This is a genomic window from Gardnerella sp. KA00243 (assembly GCF_049244105.1).
Taxonomy (GTDB): domain Bacteria; phylum Actinomycetota; class Actinomycetes; order Actinomycetales; family Bifidobacteriaceae; genus Bifidobacterium; species Bifidobacterium leopoldii.
On the sequence record NZ_CP058375.1, the window covers coordinates 1,503,904 to 1,521,655 of the forward strand.

The window sequence follows — 17,752 nt, forward strand, 5'->3', positions numbered from 1 at the left end:
ACTACAAAGCCCGGGAAATTGCCTGGGCTTTGTTTTTAGTTGATAAGTTTTTTGAATCTGGGTGTTGTGTGTTGCGTTCTATACGTGATGATATGCTTACCACTTGTGCGTTGAAAGCGGCAATTTGATTGCTTTCGTGCGCAAATGGATGGGTGTCCGAGCGGTCTAAGGAGACGGTCTTGAAAACCGTTGTAGGGAAACCTACCGCGAGTTCGAATCTCGCCTCATCCGCGAATTAACTAAGCCTAAAGCATGTGAAATTGCTTTAGGCTTTTTTAATTCGCCGAGCTTGCTCAGGGTTGGAAGCACAGTGTGCTTCCAACGCAAGCGAGGTCTTTCTGCGTCAATAAAGACGCAGAAAGTGTGGGCTAGTGTGTTTAACGTAGTGTGTCAGGTTTGTGTTGCTGCATTTCGCGCTTGAAGCTTTTTTAATTCGCCGAGCTCGGGAAATTAGCAAATTGCGGTAGAAACTTTACAGCGGTGTAAAGAAACGGTCGGTTGTGCGCGGAATAACGGCAGAAACTTTACAGCAGCGCACAGTTTATGCCGCCTACGCACCAAAAAACGGCAGAAACTTTACGTGGGTGTAAAGAAAAGGTCGGTTGCGCGCGAGAATCCGATTGAAACGTGCGCTCGCTCGATTTTAGCGCGTGGAATAATGACGCTCTTGAGAAGTGATTGCGTCAAGGAAGAAGTTCACACCTTCGCGGCAAGACGTGCTGCTTTCGAAATCTTCCGGAGCGTAAGGCGCAACGCTTTCAAACATCTCCTCGTAATCAGCAACGCTTAAACGCACGCGCGAATCAAGCATATCCGCATGCTCGCGCGCAAACAGCGCATTTCTAAATCCTGGCGCAATCGTGCCGCTGAAAAATTCACCAACAGCGCCGGAGCCGTAAGAAAATAGCCCAATCTTATCGCCGCTTTTAAGTGCAGTAAGATTACTATTTTCGCAAGTAAATTCGTCTAACTCAAGTAAAGACAGCAATCCCAAATACAGGGAACCCGTATAGATGTTGCCTACGCGACGGCTGTACTTCGTGCTGGTTTCATAGCGCGAAAGTAAACGATTGCGCGACGACTCGCTTAGGTTGCTATTATCGCAAGAATCCATCGCAGCCTTAAGCGCCTTCAAACCCATTTTCGTATATGGCAAGTGGAAGCATAACCCTGCAAAATCATTGAAATTACAACTGTTTTGCGCACAATATTTTTGCCACACGTCGCAGAAAAATTGTATGTATTGCTCAGTCGAAAACTTTCCTCGAGCAAGCGCAGTGTCTTGGTAAACAGGTCGCCAAAAGTCCTGAATATCAGCGGATTTCACAACGCTATCGTCGTTAATTTTAAGCACGTGCGGGTTCGCGCTCACAAGTATTGCTACAGCCCCTGCTCCCTGCGTTACTTCGCCAGGTGTAGCAAGACCGTAGCGCGCAATATCGGCTGCAATAACAAGCACTTGCGGATTTTTTTCGGCGTGCGCGCGCACGTAGTCACACGCCATCATCAAAGCCGCGGTGCCGCCGTAGCAAGCTTCTTTTACTTCAATAGAGCGCACCCACGGCGTGAATTTTAGCAGATTTTGAACGTACAGAGCACTCGATTTACTTGCGTCGACGCCGCTTTCTGTGCCGACGATTAGCATTTTGAGGCGATTGCTATCGATGTGGGGTAGCAGTGGGAGGGCAGCTTGCGCGGCGAGAGTGACGATGTCTTGGTGATTTGGTGGCACAGATTGTTCGCTTTGACCGATTCCGATTGTGAATTTGTTAGGGTCGATTCCGCGGTGTTCCGCCAGTTCTTCGAGGTTTAGGTAATAGTGCGGCGTTGTGAAGGAGATGCGGTCGATGCCGACGGCAAGGGGAGTGGTTGCGGAGGTTGTGGTTGCTGATGTTTCGGTATTTTGTGTGTTCATTTGTCCTAAAATTCCTAAATTTTTCTTAATTTTTCTTAATTTTTCTTAATTTTTACTTGATTCTCGTAACTTTTGAAGTAATTGCGTAACTTTTTCTGTAGTTCTTTCTGCAGGGCTAAGTTGCAAAATATCATGCGCGATTTCCGTGATTTCCGCACCTTTGGCACCTGCTGCAATTGCTAGGTTTGAAGACTGTAATGCCATATGACCTGCTTGAATTCCAGGGCCTGCTAGTGCGCGAAGAGCTGCAAGATTTTGCACCAAACCGAGCGCGGCAAGCGTGTTTCTAAAGTCGTTTGCGTTTTTGTAATTACCGATTTTGATCGCGAGTTTTGCCATTGGAAGCGATGAGATTGAGCCGCCAACAATGCCGATCTGTAGCGGAATTTCAATACTGCCATGGAGTATGGTTTTTCCGTTTAAAGTTTCGGTGTTCCACTTTGACAGTGGTAGGTAGCGACCGGAGCGCGCCGCCCACGCGTGTGCTGCCGATTCTAGCGCTCGCGTATCATTTCCTGACGCGAGCGCGGCTCCTGCGATTCCGTTTAGGATTCCTTTGTTGTGCGTGGCGGCGCGCGCAGGGTCGCTGGTGGCAAGCGCGCTCAATGCCGCGATTCGGCGCGCAAGGCGTTTTCCTTCGCTCTCGCGCTCAGAGTCTTCCAGCCGCCTGGATGCTAGTGCTTCAACCGGTATATGCACTTCTGCTGTGGTGGCAACGCGGCTGGTGTTTGTGAGTATTGCCACTAGCGCCTGCACGCCGAGCCAGCTCTCCAGCTGGGCTTTGACGGCTTCGCCCATAGTGTTTACTGTGTTGGCGCCCATTGCGTCGCATGTGTCTACGTCAATCTCGAGCTTTGCGAAGCCGTGCAAAGCTGAAGCGCGGCATTTTCGCGCGCCGCCACCCCTTTTACTCATTGATGGGTGTGACTCGTTTGCAATGCGCAACAGTTCTGCAACCTTTTCTTTATCTTCAGCGATTCTGCGCAAGCGCGCCGCCACGCTCCCGTCTGCGTCCTCAAAAGCTATTTGCGCTGTAGTCACGTATTGTGGGGAGCGCGCAATAATTCCGTATCCAACGTCAGTCGCCGCGTCAAATCCAGCGCCAGTCGCCGCCGCAATCCGCGCCCCATTGCACGCAGCTGCAATCACGGACGGCTCTTCGGTTGCAACCAGCACGTCCCGCACTTCGCCGTTCACAATCAGCCCACGCACAACGCCAACCGGCAGCGTATACTTTCCAATTTGATGCTCAATCATATGATTTGCAACGTCTGCAGGAATTGTAGTATCAGAACTTTCCGCAAACTGTTTAAGCAAAAATGTTGCATCAGCATCGTTAATTGCGCCCTCATTTTGCAAGGTTTTTATGCGATTTTCCACGCTTAATTCGCGAAAAGCAGTCATCGAAATCACCTCATGATTTGTAGACTACGAATGCTTCTGATCGCTTCGCATTCTGACTTAGTTGTTTTGCAGTCTGACTTTATTGTTTTACATTTTGGCTTGATTGTTTCGCATTCTAATTTGCATAGAAACGCCGATTCCGCCGCCGACGCACAGCGCAGCAACTCCATTTAACTTATTGCTATCTCGCAAAGCGTATATAAGCGTCGTCAAAATCCTAGCTCCGCTAGCGCCCAGCGGATGACCGAGTGCAATTGCTCCACCGCGTACGTTTAGTTTTGACTCGTCAATATGAAGTTGCTCCGAAACGGCAATGCTTTGCGCTGCAAACGCTTCGTTTATTTCGAATAAGTCAATGTTGTCAACGCTGCTACCGGTCGCATTTAGCATGCGTTCCATCACATGTTTTGGAGCATATCCCATTAAATCTGGGTCGATTCCGCCTTCTGCGAATCCCACAATTTGCGCAAGATATTCAATTCCGTGCGCTTGCGCGTAATCTTTGCTCATAAGCACTAGAGCTGCAGCTCCGTCGTTAATTCCGCTTGCGTTTCCGGCAGTTACAGTCGATTCGTGCTTGCAAACTTCGTGCTTGCAAACTTCGTTCTCGCTAATTTCGTTCTTGCCAACTTCGCAAGTCGCGCCCGAAGTTTCTTCCGATGCTTTAAAAAGCGTGCGCAATTTCGACAACTGCTCTAAAGACGTATCTTCGCGAGGATGCTCGTCTTGAGTTATAACAGTTCCGTTTGCAAGCGTTACTGGCACAATTTCAGAAGCAAAATCGCCTCGTTTAATAGCGGCAACAGCTTTTTGGTGAGATTTAAGTGCAAAAATATCTTGTGCTTCGCGAGTGATACCAAATTTTGCTGCAACATTTTCTGCAGTAACGCCCATTGCGTCGCCAGTAAAAGCGTCGTTTAAGCCGTCTCGTTGCAAACCGTCAATAAGCGCAAAATTCCCGTATTTGTGTCCGCTAAATCGCGAATTAGTTGCGTAAAACGGTACGTTGCTCATGCTTTCAGTGCCGCCTGCAACAACAACTTGCGCATCTCCCATAACGATTGCGGATTGTGCTAAACGCACTGCTTTTAAACCGGATCCGCATACTTCGTTAATTGTCATTGCGCAGCTAGAAGTATCTAAGCCTGCTTTTAACGCAATTTGGCGAGCAACGTTTTGTCCGCTGCCTGCTTGTAATACGTTTCCAAAAATAGCTTGATCCACGTCGTGTGAGCTAATTCCAGCGCGTTCTATTGCTGCTTTTGCTGCGATTGTTCCTAAATCAACTGAGGAAAGCGAAGATAAGCTGCCGCCGAATTTGCCAATAGGCGTACGTACAGCGCTTGCAATCACCACATCAGTCATATGTTTAGCCACCTAATCAATTGTTTGTTGCAATACGTGTTGAAGTATACCAACCGGACTACTTTATCGTATTTTTCGACAAAATTACCATTTGCGAAAAATTTTTCTCGTTTCCTTCACAATTAAACGTGCTTCAGTGAGTTCGCTCACCCGAATCCGACATAAACTTTACAGCGGTGTGAAGTTTCGGTCGGCTACGCGCCTGAAAGCGGCATAAATTTTACAGCGTTGTAAAGTAACGGTCGTTTGCTCGCCAAATAGCGGCAGAAACTTTACAGTCGTGTAAAGTAATGGTCGGCTACGCGCCTGAATCTGGCATAAACTTTGCGCTCGTGTAAATTAAGGGTCGTATTTTCCCAAACCTCCTGAAGCTTTGCGCCAGTGCTTCTGCGAAAAGTGGTTTTGTAGCTTTGCGCCTGTGCTCTGCAGACGTTGCGTCTGTAGCTTTGCAGTAATGCTTTGCTAACAGCGATTATTTGTTGCTTAGTGAACTTTAACAGTATTGCTCTGCAGACGTTGAGTATTTATTGCTTAAAGAACACTAGCTTTGCGCTGCTGCACACACTACACCAGGCACTCCTACCACACCACAAAACACTAGCGGTTTTACTAGTAGTGAAGGGTGGGTGTTGCTTGGTCGGAACAAATATTCGTGCGGTGAGATTTGAGATTTTTCGCACTGAGCGCGGCGAACGTCAGAGCCGCAGGCTGCTGATTCGCCAAGGGAAGAAGAAAAATCGAAAAATCTCTGCGATAAAACGAGGTTATTAATGGTTAGCACGCAGAGTTTGGGAGATTTCTCTACGAGCGCTAAAAGAGGACTGATGGAGCAACATTCTTTAAAGAAAGGCGAACACAATAAACGCCTTTAACAGTCAAGGCGACTGAAGGACGGGACGCGCGAGGAGAGAAATCCCCCAAACTCGCGCCACGGCAAGCAAGAGCGGAGCGCTGCGAGATAAGTAATTCCTATCTCACACAGCCACTTCAGAAACCCGCCAGCCAAAAACCAGTCCCCGAAACTTGCGTCACACTAAAAAACTTGCGCCTCGCACTATCTACTTACGGAACGAAATCGACCCATCAACAGGATCCATCGCGTCAACAATCGCCAGCGAATCCAAGTCATATCCGGCTTCACGAAGCGCATCTCCGCCACCTTGGAAGCCCTTTTCGATAGCGATTCCAATGCCTGCAACGCTAGCTCCAGCATGATTGCAAATGTCGATTAATCCTTGTAGAGCTTTGCCGTTCGCCAAAAAATCATCCAAAATAAGCACGCGATCTTCCGCACTTAAATACTTACGTGACACAATCACCGGAAACTCGCGCTGCTTTGTAAAAGAAAATACCGTAGATACGTATTGGTCGCCATCGAGATTAATTGACTGAGCTTTCTTTGCAAAAACCACAGGAACTCCACCAAAATGGCGTGCTGCAACACATGCGATTCCAATACCAGAAGCCTCAATCGTAAGAATCTTAGTAATATTTGCGTCGCGGAAATGCTCAGCCCAAGCGGCTCCCATATGATCAAATAAATTCACATCGCACTGGTGGTTCAAAAAAGCGTCTACTTTTAATACATTGCCTGGTTTTACGATACCATCTTGGAGAATGCGTTCTTCCAATTCTTGCACGATGCGCCCCTTCTTACGAACAATTACTTGCAGTACGCTCAAGCATACCCACGTTCGTGACACAATACGAGTAAAAACGACTGCAGCATGTGGTAAACCTGATTAGATACGTGCGCAATTAAAACGTGGGGGCGTTTTATTGCTGAAGCTAAAACGTAGGTAATTGGCAGCATCAATGGAGTACAAGTATGAGCGTAAGTATGGGCGCAAGTATGAATGCAAATATGAGTGCAAAAGATAGCGATTATGGATATGTAAGTGATTTGTTGGGGAATCCAGTTGATTCGTTCGATTCTGACGATCATTTTTACGAGAATGTTGCGGATGCGAATGATTATGCCAACTACAGTTACGACGAGTATGCTGACGCTTACGCTAAAGAGCCTGATTTTACGCAGCAAGAATATGCGTCTGATCAAGAATCAGTGCCTCCTCAAGAAGAAGTGTCTCCTCAAGAATCTCAAGAATCTCAAGAATCTCAAGAATATTCCCAAAATTCTGCACATTCTAGAGTTGCAGTTGACGCGCAAAAACTACTCGACGGCTTAAATCCGCAACAATCTCAAGCAGTCCAATACGACGGACCGGCACTGCTTATTGGAGCAGGAGCTGGAAGCGGCAAAACGCGAGTTCTTACGCGAAGAATAGCTTGGATATTAAGCCAAAAAGGTGCCTGGCCAAGCCAAATCCTTGCTATCACGTTTACAAACAAAGCTGCTGCCGAAATGCGTGAACGTTTAAGCAATCTTATTGGCAGCGAAGCAAATACTATGTGGGTTTCGACGTTCCATTCTGCATGTGTGAAAATACTTCGCAGATCAGGACAGTATATTGGCTTAAAATCAGGCTTTTCTATTTACGATACTTCCGATTGCGAGCGATTAGTAAAAATTATTGCAACAGAGCTTAACGTTGATATTAAGCGTTTTACGCCACGCAGCATTTTGGGCAAGATTTCGGATTGCAAAAATAGTTTAATCACTTGGCGTGAGCAACTAGACATGTATGCTAACGATTACAAGCCGGGTGTTGCAGGTCAACAAATTGCGCACGCTGGCAATTCTGAAGCTGTTTACGCAACTATTTATGCGGAATATCAGCATCGTTTATCTCAAGCAAATGCGGTTGATTTTGACGATTTAATTATGCGAACTGTGCAACTCATGCGCGAAGTACCAGAAGCTGCGCAATATTACCGCCATAAGTTCCGCTATATTCTCGTAGACGAGTATCAGGATACGAATCACGCTCAATACGAGCTTATTCGCGAGCTTGCAGGAGTGGATGTAAAGCAAAATAACGCAAATACATCTCAGCAAAATAGCACTCCTGCATCAATCACAGTTGTAGGCGACTCCGACCAGTCGATTTACGCTTTCCGTGGAGCAGATATTCGCAATATTCAAGACTTTGAAAAAGATTTTCCAAACGCTACAACTATTATGCTTGAGCAAAATTATCGCTCTACGCAAACTATTTTGGATGCTGCAAACGCAGTTATTTCGCATAATCAAGGACGAAAGCCTAAAAAATTGTGGACGGCCTTAGGTAAGGGCGCTCCAATTACCGGTTATGCAGCAGACAGTGCTCAACAGGAAGCAGCTTGGGTTGCGCAAGAAATAGCGCGATTAGCAGGTGAGGAGGGTGTTGCTTATTCGGATATGGCGATTATGTATCGCGCTAATGCACAGTCTCGTTCGCTAGAAGATGCGCTCGTTAAAGCAGGTCTTCCGTATCAACTTGTTGGCGGCACAAAGTTTTACGAGCGACGTGAAGTAAAGGATGCGCTCGCATACTTGCAATCTATGGCAAACCCGGATGACGATGTGAATATGCGCCGAATTTTGAATGTGCCTAAGCGTGGGCTTGGAGCGCGTGCGGAGGCTTTGCTAACGCTTTACGCTCAAACACAAGGAGTTAGCTTCTGGCAAGCTTTGGAGCATTTGGAGTCAATCGAAGGCATGCCAACTCGCACTGCAACCAAGCTTAAAGAGTTCCGCGAGCTTATGCACAATTTAATTACTTGTATGCAAAACGATGACTCGAAACCTTCTAAAGTTATTGACAGCATACTGAACGACAGTGGTTTGCTGGAGGATTTGCAACGTTCTGAAGATCCTCAAGATGCCGCTCGCGTGGATAATTTGTCGCAATTGCAGTCGGTTGCAGCTGAGTATGAGCAGAATACGCCGGATGCTAGTGTTGCTGGATTCCTTGAAACGACGGCGCTTGTGGCTGATTCGGATCAATTGCCGGATGAAAATGAGGACACTGGTAAAGTTACGTTGATGACGCTTCACACAGCTAAGGGCTTGGAGTATCCGGTTGTGTTCCTAACTGGCATGGAGCAGGGAACTTTTCCGCATTCTCGCGCTTTGGAAGACGATGGCGAGCTTTGCGAGGAGCGTCGTCTTGCTTATGTTGGTATTACTCGAGCTAAGCAGCGTTTGTATGTTACTCGTGCTGCTGTTCGTGCGCAATGGGGGCAGGCTCAAGATATGCTTCCAAGCCAGTTTTTGGATGAGATTCCAGATAATTTGATTGATTGGAAGCGCAGAGAGTCTGATGTTGAGCGTTGGGGCGCTTCGTCTAGACGCGGCGATGATTTCGATAGCGATTTTGATAGTGATTTCGGTGGCGATTTCGGTGGCTGGGATGACGATTATAGCGATGCGTTTAGTGAAAAAACAACTTATGGTGGAAGCAGTTACGGTTCTGAAAAGTCGCATGGCTCTAAGTCTTACGGAAGAAATAAATCGTATGGCTCTAAGTCTTACGGCTCTTCTTACGGAAAGTCTTATAGCAAGTCTTACGGATCTTCTTATGGCTCGTCTTACGGCTCGTCTTATTCTAAATCGAATTGGTCTAAGTCAAGTGCAGTAAAAACGCGCAAAGTTACTGCAAAAACTGCGACTTCAACAAGCGCAACAAAAGTTGGTTCAACTTCTGCAGTTATGAATAAAGACAATCATCTAAATATTCAAGACTTCCAAGTTGGCGACAAAATTACTCACGATACTTACGGCTTAGGAACCGTGTTAGCAACGCAAGATAAGGGCAGAAACTCAATTATTACAGTCGATTTCGGCTCCGATGGAGTAAAGCGACTAATGCTTAGAGTTGCACCAATCGAAAAATTGTAAAATCTTTTATTTATGCACTTTAATGTAAGATAAATTTTTAACAAGGACGTGGCGTTTGCTGGTGTGAGCGCTGAGAAGCGTGTTGCATTAACGAAAATGTGACACTAAAAAATAAAAACATACATTTCATGAGGTATAAATTATGAAAAACAAATTATTCGCATCAATTCCTGCAATTATTTTCGGTTTGCTTATTGCCGTTGCACCATTGACGTTTGCAAAGCCATGCTCAACCGGAGGCATGCAAAAAATGCATATGATGATGCAACCTATGGCATGCTACTACACAGGTCGTGCAGCTGTTGGAATTGGCTTAGTTATTGCAGTACTTGGAATTATTGCGCTATTTGTTAAAGAAAATGTTCGCATTGGTTTAAATATTGCTGTAGTTGTGAACGCTTTGCTTATGCTCGCTGTTACAACATTCCTTATTGGCGTGTGCAAGAGCCCAATGATGCACTGTGCATCGGTTATGCGTCCAACACTGATTGTTCTGTCTGTGCTCGCATTAGTGTTCGCAGCTGTTTCCGTGTATTTGGATAATAAAGAAAATTAATAGTTCAAATAGTTCGAAAAGCTTAACAAAGCAAAATTATGCGCACTATTACGCTAAAGCGATTGCCGCTGGAAAATCTTAAACGCAAGCCATTGCGCACGGCTGCACTTATTGTTGTATCTGCGTGCTTGTCTGCAATATTTTTCGGCGGCTCGCTGATTTCTATGAATCTTGAACGCGGCTTGAACAGTATGCGAGAACGCATGGGAGCCGATATTATGGTTATCCCTCAAGGTACGCATACTAAAGCAGAAGCGCTGCTTACAAACAGTGGTTCAAGCACTTTTTATTTCACTAACGATATTGAGAATTTAGTAAGACGCTCTCCGGGTGTGCAAAAGGCGAGTGCACAAACGTATATTTCTTCGCTTTCTGCAGGATGTTGCGCTGAAAAATTACAAATTATTGGTTTTGATCCCGATTCTGATTTTGTTATAGGTCCTTGGATTTATTCTCAACATAAGCAGAAGTTACAAAAAGGCGAGATGATTGCTGGCGCAAATGTAATCGTGTCTTATATGAATACTGTTCGTCTTTTTGGACACCAATGGCCTGTAGCTGCGCAGCTTGCAAAAACCGGCACAAGCATTGATAATTCAGTGTTTGTGCGACGCGAAAGTGTGCCGCAAGTAGTTGAGTATTCAACGAAAGTAGGGCATACCGCTATTCCAAAGGAATATGCTAAAAAAGCAGTTTCTGCAGTTCTTGTAAAAGTACAAAAAGGTTACAGCGCGCAAGAAGTTGCAAAAAATATCCGTAAAACAACTGGTCTTTCAAGCATTGGCATAGTTTTTCCGGGCGGAATTACAGCAACTACGCAAGCTAATCTTGGTGTTTTTACTCGCACGTTGACTTTTATAATTGCTGCGTGCTGGCTAGTTGGATTGCTAGTTTTAGTTGCAGTGTTTTCAACATCTGTAAACGAGCGTAAAAAAGAGTTTGCTTCTCTTCGCATACTTGGCACAACAAGAAATATGCTTTTAGGTGTTGTAGTTAGAGAATCTACGATACTTGGCTTAGTTGGCGGAGTATTGGGTGTTGCGTCTGCAAGTCTTATATTGTTCCCTTACAGTTCTCTTATTTCTGAACAATTGCAGCTTCCGTATTTGGAAGTGACTGCTCTACCAGTAGCAGTGCTTATGTTAGCGTCTGTGCTACTTGCGCTTGTTGCAGTTGTTGTAGCTTCAGCGCTTACTACATTGCGTATTGCTATGCGCGAAACGTATTTGACACTTAGGTCAGGTGAGTAAGTATGGAAGATAAGAGTCAAAAACTGCCAAGTAATGAGTTTGATAGTTTACCTGTTGTTGAACTTACTCGTGTAACTCGCGAATTTATGCGCAGAAAGCACAAATTTTTTGCAGTAAATAACGTGAGTTTTGCGCTAAATAGCGGCGATTTTGTGGCAATCGTTGGAAAGTCAGGTAACGGAAAATCTACTTTACTAAATTTGATTGCTGGGTTATTGAAGCCAACGCATGGAAGTGTAAAAGTTTGCGGCGAAGAGATTTCTGAACGCACTTTTAGTGATGTCAAGATGTCTCGTTTGCGCGCATGCGATATAGGTTTTGTGACGCAATCGCAGACGCTTTTGCAAAATCTTACTGTGCATGACAACATACTTTTACCTGTGCAAATTGCAGCTAATGCTTGTGAAGTAAGTAAGTCTGAAGTAAGTAAGTCTGCTGAAAGTAAGTCTGAAGTAAGCGAAGATTCAAACGAGACTCGCGCGTTAGAACTTTGCAAGCAATTGCATATTGAAGATTTACTGTGGTGCTACCCAAGTGAGCTTTCGGGTGGTGAAATGCGTCGCGTAATGATTGTGCGCGCGCTGATAAACAATCCGAAGCTCCTTATTCTTGACGAGCCTACTGGCGATTTGGATTTAGAGCATACTCGCATAGTGGTGAAAATGTTGCGCGAGGCTGCAAAAAATGGTGTGGCAGTGCTCATGGTAACTCACGATGTTGAGGCTGCTCGCTGTGCGGATCGCACATACACAATGGATTGCGGATTGACTTGCCGGAGCGCTTGAAGCGTAGCGCGCGAAGGCACTTCAATCCGGAAACTCGCTAAAGTTGGAAGTCCAGTGGACTTCCAACGCGAGTTTCGCAAGCGAGCGCGTTACTCGCGCGAGCGTTTTGGCTGGTTTGTGGAACATTTGCCGGGGAACTTACAACGTGAGTTTCGCGCTCAGTACGAAAAATATCAACAATTATTCTTACGGGTGTGTAGAATCAGAAACGATGCCTATTTTGTGTAAGCATCATCTGGAGCCTTAGCCCATCAGTGGGTCGGCGTGCGGTAGTTATGGCGTTATTTCAACGTTTTAATACTTGCGCGTTCGTGTGCTAGCACGAAGAAGCACTGGAGAGGCCGGCTCAGCGTGAATAATTTTTAGGCGATTTTGCAATCGACTAAAAACTTGGTTCACGTTCCGTTCAGATAACGACAGAATTAAAGGATTAGTTATGACTAATATTCAGCGTTCTCGCCGTCAGGTGCGTCTTTCTCGCGCCCTCGGCATCGCTTTGACCCCAAAGGCTCAGCGTATCTTCGAGAAGCGTCCATATGCTCCAGGTGAGCACGGTCGCACTCGTCGTCGCACCGAGTCCGATTACGCAGTACGTCTTCGCGAGAAGCAGCGTCTTCGCGCTCAGTACGGCATCTCCGAGAAGCAGCTTCGTGCTGCTTACGAGAAGGGTACGCACACTGCAGGCCAGACCGGTGACGCAATGCTCACCGATTTGGAAACTCGTCTTGATGCTTTGGTTTTGCGCGCAGGCTTTGCTCGCACCACCGCCCAGGCTCGTCAGTTTGTTGTACATCGTCATATTTTGGTTGATGGCAATCTTGTCGATCGCCCATCTTACCGTGTGAAGCCAGGCCAGACCATTCAGGTTCGTGCCAAGAGCCAGACCATGGTTCCATTCCAGATGGCTGCAGAAGGCGTTCATCGCGACGTTTTGCCAGCAGTTCCTGGTTACCTCGATGTGAATCTTGCCTCTTTGAAGGCTACTTTGACTCGTAAGCCGGAAGTCGATCAGATTCCAGTTGAAGTCAACATTCAGTACGTCGTCGAATACTACGCTCGTTAATTCGCCGATTTAATTCTTAAGGACATACCGCTTGACCCCTGCTATGCGATTGCGTGGCAGGGGTCAATGCGTTTTTGTCGATTTCATCGGTTGGTTTGGTGTTTTCGACAGTTTCGTTGCGAATTTTGTTTATTTCACCAAATGGTTTGGTATTTTCGACAGTTATGTACCGCTTAGTGCAATAATGGAGTTATGTTGCTGCATCTTTATTTAGTGCGTCACGGACAGACGCTATTTAATCGCTATAATCGACTGCAAGGATGGTCAAATTCTCCGCTTACTGAAAAGGGTTTGAAAGATGCGGACACGGCTGCAAAAAAGCTAGAAAATATTGCTTTTGCTGCAGCTTACTGTTCGGATACTACTCGTGCGCAAATCACAGCACAACGTATTCTCGATGCAAATGAAGCTGCCGGTAACGTGCGTCCGACGCTTATAAGCGATATGCATTTTCGCGAGCAATGCTACGGCTATTTTGAAGGTCAAGATATGCAAATGGCTTGGTGGGCTGCAGGAGCGCCTCACGGAGCTCACACTTATAACGAAATCGTTGAAAAATTTGGGCTTGCGGCAACGCGAGACATGCTTAAAGAAGCGGATCCTTTTCACGATGCCGAATCAGATATCGAATATTGGACTCGCGTAGAAGAAGGTTTTGCGTTAATTGCTTCAAATTCTTCGCTTAACGATGGAGATAATGTTTTGCAAATTTCGCATGGCAACACTTTGCTAAGTCTTATGCACCGTTTTGCGCCTGCAGGTTACGATTTAAGCGAACGCCCTCAAAACGGAAGCGTAACCAGACTTGATTTTGACACTACCAAACCTATTGATAATGCCATTACTATTCGAGGCTATAACGAGTAGATTCTACTGTTTAACTTTGTTATATGCGTCTTTACCGTTCGTTAATCTTAAGTCATTGCGAAGGGTTTTAATACGTAGTTTGATTTGCTGTTGTATGGCTTTTGATACTGCGAAATCTTAGGCAAAATGGTATAGAAAGAGGTTACGATGAGCGTTGGAGACATAGCTGCTCTTATTGCTGCGATTGCGTTTGCCGTGCTTTCTGGCTTTTTGATTTATCCGTTAATCAGATTAGGCAGATTGTTTGATCAGATTGCGAAAACAATTAAAGAGTCGGGTGAGCATGCAATGCCGGCAATCGATGAGTCTGTTACAACTATTAAGCAAGTTAATAAGACTCTTGACGACGTAAACGCTGTTTCAGGAGCTACTCGCACAACCGTTACAAATATTAGTGCTCTAACAGATTTGTATGGTGCTTTCCTTGGAAAACCGCTCGTAAAAATTGCAGCTGCCGGTTACGCTCTAAAAGATACTGTTTCTTCTTTCTTTAATAAGCCGACTGTGCCAACAGACAAGAATAGTGCCAATCGTAACGCTTCAAAAGAATCCTCTGACAAGAATGCAACTAAGAACGCAAGCAGGGGGGAGTAATGTTCAAGCGTTTATTTTGGATGTTTGTTGGCATTGTAATTGGTGTTCTTACAGTTACGAAGGCTCGTGCATATGTTAAAGCAAAAATGCCGTCTTCTGCTAGTCGTTTTATATTTGATGAGGAACCGAAAAATATCACATTGCGCACAGTAATGGGATTGTTTAAAGATTTCAATACTAGCCGTAAAGAGCATGAAGCTGAGCTTAATTCTCGTTATGCTAATCGTAGAAATAGGGAATTTTAAATAAAAAACGAGTTTTTCATAATTTCGTTACTTTGCTAAGTTTAGTTAAGTTAAGTATTGAAGTACTATATTGAATGTTTGCATGATTGCGTCGTGCGTCATGCGGCACGATTTCGTGTGAGCGTTGCATGTGGCTTTTGTTTGTGACGGTTATTTGTGACGGTTTGCGTGGGTCTTGCTAAAAATTACACAAGGAGTTCGTACGTATGCGCACAGCAGAAATTGCAAAGCGTTATCTTGACTATTTTGCTAAGAATGGTCATATGGTTGTTCCTTCGGCTTCTCTTATTTCGCCGAACCCAACTACGTTATTTACTATCGCAGGCATGGTGCCGTTTATTCCTTACTTGCTCGGAGAGCAGACGCCTCCTTCGCGTCGTATGGCTTCGAATCAGAAGTGCGTTCGCACTCTAGATATTGACGAAGTTGGTAAGACTACTCGTCACGGCACTTTCTTCCAGATGGTTGGTAACTTCTCGTTTGGCGATTATTTTAAGGAAGAAGCTATTCACTACGCTTGGGAGCTTTTAACTAGTCCTCAAGATAAGGGCGGCTACGGTTTTGACCCTGAAAAGCTTTGGGTTACTACTTATACTGACGACGATGAAGCACGCGCAATTTGGAAGAACGAAGGCTTCGACCCAGAGCATATGCAAGTTTTCGGTATGGAAGATAACTTCTGGACTACCGGCGGTCCTGGTCCTGGCGGCCCATGCTCCGAAATCTACGTGGATCGCGGTCCTAAATATGGTCGCGACGGAGGCCCAGCTGCTGACGAATCTCGCTTTATTGAGATTTGGGATTTGGTTTTCGAAAATTACCAGGTAGATAACGTCAAATCTAAGACTGATTTGCATATTGCTGGCGAACTCGATCAAAAGAATATTGATACTGGCGCTGGTTTGGAGCGTTTGGCTTACCTTATGCAAGGTAAGGAAAATATTTACGAAACTGACGAAGTTTACCCAGTTATTGAAGCTGCAGAAAGGCTTAGTGGCGTAAAGTACGGCGATAATAATGATGCTGACGTGCGTTTTCGCGTTGTAGCAGATCACGTGCGTTCCGCTTTGATGATTATGAGCGATGGCGTGCGCCCAAGTAATGTTGGCCGTGGCTATGTGCTTCGTCGTCTTCTTCGCAGAACTGTTCGCGCAATGCGTATGCTCGGCGTTCAAGATCCAGTTTTACCAACCTTGTTCCCAGTTTCTAAGTCTGCTATGGAGCCAAGCTATCCGGAGCTTAACGATACTTTCCACGAGGTTAGCGAAGCGGCTTACGGTGAAGAGGACGCGTTCCGTCGCACTCTTGAAAAGGGCACGACTATTCTCGACTTGGCTGTTGAAAAAGCTAAGAAAGAGCACAAGGATGACCCTATGGTTGGCGGCTCTGACGCGTTTACTTTGCACGATACTTACGGCTTCCCAATCGAGCTCACTCTTGAGATGGCAGCTGAGCAGGGTGTTAAGGTCGACGAAGCTAAGTTCCGCGAGCTTATGAGCGAGCAGAAAGGTCGCGCTCGCGCTGACGCTTTGAAGAAGCGTCACAATGTGGACGTTAGCGTTTACGACGATATTAAGAAGGCACTCGAAAAGCCAATCGACTTCCTCGGTTACACTGACTTCTCAAGTCGTTCAAACGTTTTGGCAATTGTTGAAGCAGGCAAGGGTTCTGTTAAAAGCGTCACAGCTCCTGCAAACGTTGAGGTTATTCTCGATCGCACGCCATTCTATGCTGAGCGCGGCGGTCAGATTGCAGATCAGGGTGAGATTATTTCCGACGACGGCGCAATTTTGGAAGTCGACGATGTTCAGCGTCCAATCAAGGATTTGATTGTTCACAGCTGCCGACTTACTGAAGGTACTTTGAGCGTTGGTTCTCCTGTAAACACGAATATTGATCAGGTTCGCAGGGCTGCGTTGGCGCGTTCTCACACCGCTACTCACACTCTTCACAAGGCTTTGCGCGAAGAGCTTGGTCCACAGGCTACTCAGCGTGGTTCTGTAGTTGATCCAGATCGTTTGCGCTTCGACTTCCAGTGGCCAAAGGCTGTCGATAAAGATGCGCTTTCTCGCGTTGAAGCTCGCGTAAATGAGCGTATTCGTGACGATTTGCAGGTAGTTCCTAAGGAAATGCCAATCGACGACGCTTTTAAGCTTGGAGCAATGCACTTGTTCGGCGAAAAGTACGGCGATGTTGTGCGCGTTGTTGAAATCGGCGACGGTTGGAGCCGTGAGCTTTGTGGCGGTACTCACGCTAAGAGCACTGGAAAGATTGGTATGGTAACTATTCTTTCCGAGTCTTCTATTGGCTCTGGTGTGCGCAGAATCGACGCTCTTTGCGGTGAAGCTGCGTACGAGTATGGCGCTCGTGAACACACTTTGGTTGCGCAATTAGCAGACATGGTTAACGCTCGTCCAGACGAGTTAGCTGAACGTTTGGAATCTTTGCTTAACAAGATGAAGGATTCTGATCGTAAGCTTGCATCTGTTTACGAAGCTCAATTAAATGAAGCTGTACCAACATTAGTTGATGAAGCAAAGAATAGTAACGAAAAAGTTAAGTTGGCTCTTAAGAATGTTGGCAACTTTGGCTCATTCGATGCTTTGCGTAAGACAGTTCTAGATATTCGCGCTCGTTTAGGTGAAGATGCTCCAGTGGTTGTTGCACTTGCTGGTGTTAATGAGGACGATCGTCCAATGATCGCAGTCGCTACAAACGAAGCTGCTCGCGGTCTTGGTGCTAAGGCTGGCGACTTGGTGCGTACTGCTTCCAAGGTGCTTGGTGGCGGCGGTGGCGGCAAGCCAGACTTCGCTCAGGGCGGTGGTACAGACGCTTCTAAGATTGATGAAGCTCTCGAAGCTGCGAAATCAGAAGTAGCTAAGCTCGCCTAGTGCGTGTCTTACAGCTTAAAAATTTACGAATCAT

General features: G+C 46.0%; 13 protein-coding genes and 1 tRNA gene. 10 read left to right on the forward strand and 4 right to left on the reverse strand.

Annotated elements, in window-relative coordinates; all coding sequences use genetic code 11:
- The first annotated feature begins 146 nt into the window (after positions 1–146).
- Positions 147–231 (forward strand) — tRNA-Ser (locus tag HXT50_RS05945).
- 412 nt (positions 232–643) lie between these two features.
- On the opposite strand, the gene HXT50_RS05950 is transcribed toward HXT50_RS05945, so the two are convergent.
- The 4 genes from HXT50_RS05950 to HXT50_RS05965 all read right to left on the reverse strand — a co-directional run bounded on the left by HXT50_RS05950 (position 644) and on the right by HXT50_RS05965 (position 6,324).
- Positions 644–1,915, reverse strand: a complete 1,272-nt coding sequence (locus HXT50_RS05950; RefSeq protein WP_421777115.1) for a hydroxymethylglutaryl-CoA synthase — start codon at positions 1,913–1,915, stop codon at positions 644–646.
- A gap of 45 nt (positions 1,916–1,960) precedes the next feature.
- Positions 1,961–3,319, reverse strand: a complete 1,359-nt coding sequence (locus tag HXT50_RS05955) for a hydroxymethylglutaryl-CoA reductase, degradative (protein ID WP_421777116.1) — start codon at positions 3,317–3,319, stop codon at positions 1,961–1,963.
- A gap of 87 nt (positions 3,320–3,406) precedes the next feature.
- Complete coding sequence (locus HXT50_RS05960) at positions 3,407–4,684, reverse strand: acetyl-CoA C-acyltransferase (RefSeq protein WP_064340379.1); 1,278 nt, start codon at positions 4,682–4,684, stop codon at positions 3,407–3,409.
- Positions 4,685–5,742: 1,058 nt separating this feature from the next.
- Entirely contained in the window at positions 5,743–6,324 is a 582-nt protein-coding gene (locus HXT50_RS05965; RefSeq protein ID WP_004110321.1) for a xanthine phosphoribosyltransferase, read from the reverse strand.
- A gap of 188 nt (positions 6,325–6,512) precedes the next feature.
- Here HXT50_RS05965 and HXT50_RS05970 point away from each other — a divergent pair, with 188 nt between their 5' ends.
- The 9 genes from HXT50_RS05970 to alaS all read left to right on the forward strand — a co-directional run bounded on the left by HXT50_RS05970 (position 6,513) and on the right by alaS (position 17,718).
- Positions 6,513–9,467: an ATP-dependent helicase gene (locus HXT50_RS05970; protein ID WP_421777117.1), complete on the forward strand. Its 2,955-nt coding sequence runs from the start codon at positions 6,513–6,515 to the stop codon at positions 9,465–9,467.
- A gap of 142 nt (positions 9,468–9,609) precedes the next feature.
- Positions 9,610–10,023: a DUF4418 family protein gene (locus HXT50_RS05975; protein WP_064340381.1), complete on the forward strand. Its 414-nt coding sequence runs from the start codon at positions 9,610–9,612 to the stop codon at positions 10,021–10,023.
- A 38-nt stretch (positions 10,024–10,061) separates the two neighbouring features.
- Entirely contained in the window at positions 10,062–11,273 is a 1,212-nt protein-coding gene (locus HXT50_RS05980) for an FtsX-like permease family protein (protein WP_101885909.1), read from the forward strand.
- Between the two features lie 2 nt (positions 11,274–11,275).
- Positions 11,276–12,058 carry an ABC transporter ATP-binding protein gene (locus tag HXT50_RS05985; protein WP_421777118.1) on the forward strand — a complete coding sequence of 261 codons (783 nt, stop codon included), beginning with the start codon at positions 11,276–11,278 and terminating at the stop codon, positions 12,056–12,058.
- A gap of 436 nt (positions 12,059–12,494) precedes the next feature.
- Entirely contained in the window at positions 12,495–13,121 is a 627-nt protein-coding gene (gene rpsD / locus HXT50_RS05990; protein ID WP_004105277.1) for a 30S ribosomal protein S4, read from the forward strand.
- A 192-nt stretch (positions 13,122–13,313) separates the two neighbouring features.
- Entirely contained in the window at positions 13,314–13,988 is a 675-nt protein-coding gene (locus HXT50_RS05995) for a histidine phosphatase family protein (RefSeq protein WP_119526963.1), read from the forward strand.
- Positions 13,989–14,135: 147 nt separating this feature from the next.
- Positions 14,136–14,582 carry a DUF948 domain-containing protein gene (locus HXT50_RS06000; protein WP_415689211.1) on the forward strand — a complete coding sequence of 149 codons (447 nt, stop codon included), beginning with the start codon at positions 14,136–14,138 and terminating at the stop codon, positions 14,580–14,582.
- Positions 14,582–14,827 carry a hypothetical protein gene (locus HXT50_RS06005; protein WP_004105270.1) on the forward strand — a complete coding sequence of 82 codons (246 nt, stop codon included), beginning with the start codon at positions 14,582–14,584 and terminating at the stop codon, positions 14,825–14,827. Before HXT50_RS06000 ends, HXT50_RS06005 begins: the two co-directional genes overlap by 1 nt.
- Before the next feature lie 206 nt (positions 14,828–15,033).
- Positions 15,034–17,718 (forward strand): alanine--tRNA ligase, encoded by a 2,685-nt coding sequence (alaS, locus tag HXT50_RS06010; RefSeq protein ID WP_421777119.1) that lies wholly within the window; start codon positions 15,034–15,036, stop codon positions 17,716–17,718.
- Positions 17,719–17,752: the final 34 nt, after the last annotated feature.

What these genes read in the sequence shown, in the direction of transcription:
- HXT50_RS06000 (WP_415689211.1), top strand. Translation starts at nt 14,136, where the DNA reads ATGAGCGTTGGAGACATAGCTGCTCTTATTGCTGCGATTGCGTTTGCC.
- HXT50_RS06005 (WP_004105270.1), top strand. Translation starts at nt 14,582, where the DNA reads ATGTTCAAGCGTTTATTTTGGATGTTTGTTGGCATTGTAATTGGTGTT.
- HXT50_RS05960 (WP_064340379.1), bottom strand. Translation starts at nt 4,684, where the DNA reads ATGACTGATGTGGTGATTGCAAGCGCTGTACGTACGCCTATTGGCAAA.
- HXT50_RS05995 (WP_119526963.1), top strand. Translation starts at nt 13,314, where the DNA reads ATGTTGCTGCATCTTTATTTAGTGCGTCACGGACAGACGCTATTTAAT.
- HXT50_RS05970 (WP_421777117.1), top strand. Translation starts at nt 6,513, where the DNA reads ATGAGCGTAAGTATGGGCGCAAGTATGAATGCAAATATGAGTGCAAAA.
- HXT50_RS05985 (WP_421777118.1), top strand. Translation starts at nt 11,276, where the DNA reads ATGGAAGATAAGAGTCAAAAACTGCCAAGTAATGAGTTTGATAGTTTA.
- alaS (WP_421777119.1), top strand. Translation starts at nt 15,034, where the DNA reads ATGCGCACAGCAGAAATTGCAAAGCGTTATCTTGACTATTTTGCTAAG.
- rpsD (WP_004105277.1), top strand. Translation starts at nt 12,495, where the DNA reads ATGACTAATATTCAGCGTTCTCGCCGTCAGGTGCGTCTTTCTCGCGCC.
- HXT50_RS05980 (WP_101885909.1), top strand. Translation starts at nt 10,062, where the DNA reads ATGCGCACTATTACGCTAAAGCGATTGCCGCTGGAAAATCTTAAACGC.
- HXT50_RS05955 (WP_421777116.1), bottom strand. Translation starts at nt 3,319, where the DNA reads ATGACTGCTTTTCGCGAATTAAGCGTGGAAAATCGCATAAAAACCTTG.
- HXT50_RS05950 (WP_421777115.1), bottom strand. Translation starts at nt 1,915, where the DNA reads ATGAACACACAAAATACCGAAACATCAGCAACCACAACCTCCGCAACC.
- HXT50_RS05975 (WP_064340381.1), top strand. Translation starts at nt 9,610, where the DNA reads ATGAAAAACAAATTATTCGCATCAATTCCTGCAATTATTTTCGGTTTG.